The organism is Bifidobacterium sp. 7101, from assembly GCF_000499285.1.
Classification (GTDB): Bacteria; Actinomycetota; Actinomycetes; order Actinomycetales; family Bifidobacteriaceae; genus Bombiscardovia; species Bombiscardovia apis_A.
Map to the genome: position 1 here is coordinate 1 of NZ_AWUN01000010.1, position 3,650 is coordinate 3,650.

The following is a 3,650-nucleotide window of genomic DNA, read 5'->3' on the forward strand; positions in this document are numbered from 1 at the left end:
CCCCTAAATTAGGTATGCCCTTAGCGCATACGAATCGTACTTTACAATAATTTTTGACTTATTGCATCTTTTTGTCAATAATTTATGGAAGACTTTTAACCGTCACGCAAGCAATACTTGTATTGCGTCTCAGTGTAAAGTTCGCTGTAGCTTTTCGCGTTGTGGATTCGTATGGTGCTCGGGGTTTCGTCGGGCTGTGGATTGGGGTTGGGTATGGCTGGTGAGTTTCTGTCCCTTGAGGGTGTCTCCTATCATTACGGTTCGGGCGGGGCCGGCATCACCGACGTGTCCCTGCAATGCCCGCCTGGGTCGTGGACGGCGATCATGGGGCCCTCGGGCGCGGGCAAGTCGACCCTGCTGAATTGCGCCTCGGGCCTGCTGCCGGTCGACCAGGGCTTGGTGCACATCGGGCAGCATGACCTGGCCCGGATGGGAGAGGCCGACCTGACACGTGTCAGGCGTGACCTGATCGGGTTCGTGTTTCAGGACTACAACCTCGTCGAAGCGTTCACATGCCTGCAGAACGTGATGCTGTCCTTCCTCTTCGGCGGGCCGCGCATCGAGGTCGACGACGCCGTGCGGGCCCTGCAGGCGGTGGGTCTGGATGGTTTCGCCGACGTCTATCCCTCGGACATGTCGGGCGGGCAGCGGCAGCGTGTGGCGGTGGCCAGGGCTTTGGCCTCGAGGCCCTCGGTCGTCTTTGCCGACGAGCCGACGGGCGCCCTGGACACCGCCGGCTCCCAGCTGGTGCTGGACGCCTTCGGCCAGGTGGCGGCGCGGGGGTCCACGGTGCTGATGGTGACCCACGACCCGGATGTGGCGGCCCGTGCTGGCAGCACCGTGTTCCTGGTCGACGGCCGCATCCACTCGGTGTGGTCGGGCTGCACGGCCGAGCAGCTGGCCATGCACCTGGCCGAGACCACGTTGAGCGGGGCCGACCGGTGAGCGCGGGCATGGCCTCCCCGGCCCAGCAGGCGAGCCGACCCTGGCGCAAGCGGCCAACAAGGGCCAGCCTGTCCTTCTCCCTGGTCAGGGCCCACCGCTCCTCCTACTGGATCATGTGCCTGGCCGTGTTCGCCACCACGACCCTGTCCTGCGCGACCCTGCAGGCACGTCAGGCGGGCCTGGCCTACGACGGCCTGCACGGCCTGGAGGGCCTGAACGCCTACCACCGCATTCTGACCAAGGCCTACTACGACCTGGCATTGAACACTGTGTCGCTGATCGCGCTGGTGTTCTGCCTGCTGGTGACGGTGTTCCTGGTCCTGTCATCGGTGTCCTTCCTGGTCCAGGAAAGGCGCCGGGAATACGGCCTGATGCGGCTCAACGGCGCCTCGGGCAAACAGGTCGTGGCCATGGCCCTGCGAGAGTTCTCCCTGCCCCTGGCCCTGGCCGACGCCGCGGGATGCCTGGCCGGATCCCTGCTGACCGTTCCTGTGGGCATGGCCTTCATAAGGGCCATGGGCACCACGGACATCGACCTGCTCTTCCACCCCAGGGCCCGCCTGTGGGTGGCGGCCGTGGCCTTCGCCTTGATGATGGCGGTCTGCCTGCTGGGCGTGTGGCTGGCCACGCGCAGGTTCGGGGCCGAGACCCCCCTGAAGCTGATGACACAACCGGCCGTCAAGGACAAAAAGGCCAGCCGGTTGCGGATCGTATGCTCCCTGGCCCTGTTCCTAGCCTCTATCACGGTCGCCTTCATGCCGGTCGACCGCTCGGAGTTCTACGACCGGCTGCTGGGCTTGATCGTCCTACTGATAATCACCGTGTACGTGGCCGCCCCCCTGCTGGTCCCCCCGGTAGCATCCCTGCTGGGCCTGCTGGCCGAAAAAACCGCGGCCGGACCGGGCCTGCTGGCCCGGCAACGGGTCCGCAGGGGCAGGGCAGGCGCCACGGCCATAGCGTTGCCGGCCATGATGGCGCTGACCATTCTGGTCTCCTTCATCCTCATCATGCAGGCGGGCCGCATGAGCTCGGTGGTGCTCAGCATCGAGCCCATGAAGGCCGACGTGGTGGCCTCCTCGGACGACCTGTCCCAGGCCGGCAGGATCTCGCGCACGCTGCAGGGGCTCGGACGGGAGGTCGGCACAGCCGACATCTACCAGACCCAGCAATGGGTCCTGACCGACAAGCACGGAAACATCCAGATGGACACCTTCCTCCAGGTCACCTGGGCCCAGGCCCGTGACCTGGCCGACCCCAGCCACAAGGACACCGCCCCCAAGGTGCTCCAGGGCAGCCTGGCCGACCTGGGCGCCGGCAAGGTGGCCATAAGCAGAGCATACGACAACCAGCGCAAGCCGGGCGACACGATCACCCTCATCGACCGCCACGACAAAAGACACCAGGTCCAGGTCGTGGCCGTCATCGAGCCGCCCAAGACCACCCCCCACGTGAACATGGACATGCTCACGACCGAGGATGGCCTGCCCAGGGAGGGCGAGAACGGCCGACTGTACGCCTTCATCACCGCCCGCGACCACACCCAGGCCGACGACATAGCCCAACAGATAAGGGACACCACCCACAAGATCACCGCCTTGAACAGGCAGGACTTCATCGACGACTACATCAAGACCAGCATCAAGGAGCAGCAGGGAACACCGCTCATGATAGCCGGCGGCACCATCCTGTCCCTGATATTCCTCGTCCAATCTATAGCCATAGGAATCAGCGAACGACGCATGCAGAACCGGCGCCTCAACCAGATGGGCGTCACCCGCGGCGCCCTCGCCTGGTCAGCGGCCATCGAGACCACACTCGACGTCACCGCCGGCATCATCCTCTCCCTCGTCGCCGTGGCCATCACCGAGGCATCCGTGGCGATAAGCTTCGTCCGGGACGGGGTCGGCATACAACACACACCCATCATCGCAGACATCTTCCTACCCATGTCCCTCCTGCTCCTGGCCGTCGCCATAGCCACCACCATCCTCTGCACACGCCTCACCCACAAGAACCAACCCACAAAACACTAGAGGCCAGGCCAACCATGAACTTTATCCACGTCGTCAGGAAATACATGCCGGGGCACATTCTTGCATACACGGCAAGCCTTCTGCTGGGAATCCTCGCACAAGCGGTCGTCCTGCTGCAACCACAGCTCAGCGGAGCCCTCATAGACGGCGTGCAACAACACAAAGCAATCGTATTAATCGCGGTGCAATTGGGAATACTGTTCATTCTTGGCGCTGTATTGACAGCAATCCAGCAAGCCATACTAGGCACAATAGGGGAGAAATCATTATATTCCATTCGCAACAGCATGGTCGACAAGTTTTTCCGGATGAGTTTGCTTGATAGAGAACAGAAACCTCCGGCCTGGTATTCGCAAAGAGTTTCCAATGATGCCGCTTTGATAAAGTCGGTTCCATCGCAATTCCTCTCACTGGTGCAAGGAATAATCCTGATTGTAGGTTCAGGGGTGTGCCTTGTGTGGCTTGACCCCATTTTCTTTGTGATAGTTCTCATTCCTGCAGGTTTTTCAATATCACTTATGCTTATTGCAACTAAGCCGGTAAAAAAACTGCAGAACAATCTGCAGAATGCAACAATGGACATGACCTCGACTGTGCAGGAAGCCGCCGCTTCCATGAGAACACTTGAAGCCTATAACTCTATCGACCCGGAAAAAAACAAGATATATGCGG

The 3,650-nt window shown here is 61.4% G+C and carries 3 protein-coding genes; all 3 read left to right on the forward strand.

What is annotated here, in order from left to right:
- Nucleotides 1-213 precede the first annotated feature (213 nt).
- Nucleotides 214-945, forward strand: a complete 732-nt coding sequence (locus tag P272_RS0108485) for an ABC transporter ATP-binding protein (protein ID WP_029676375.1) — start codon at nt 214-216, stop codon at nt 943-945.
- Entirely contained in the window at nt 942-2,978 is a 2,037-nt protein-coding gene (locus P272_RS0108490; RefSeq protein WP_029679091.1) for an ABC transporter permease, read from the forward strand. The genes P272_RS0108485 and P272_RS0108490 overlap by 4 nt, the downstream gene beginning before the upstream one ends.
- Before the next feature lie 14 nt (nt 2,979-2,992).
- The coding region (locus tag P272_RS0108495; RefSeq protein ID WP_155805062.1) for an ABC transporter transmembrane domain-containing protein at nt 2,993-3,650 on the forward strand (658 nt) is incomplete at its 3' end.

What these genes read in the sequence shown, in the direction of transcription:
- P272_RS0108485 (WP_029676375.1), top strand. Translation starts at nt 214, where the DNA reads ATGGCTGGTGAGTTTCTGTCCCTTGAGGGTGTCTCCTATCATTACGGT.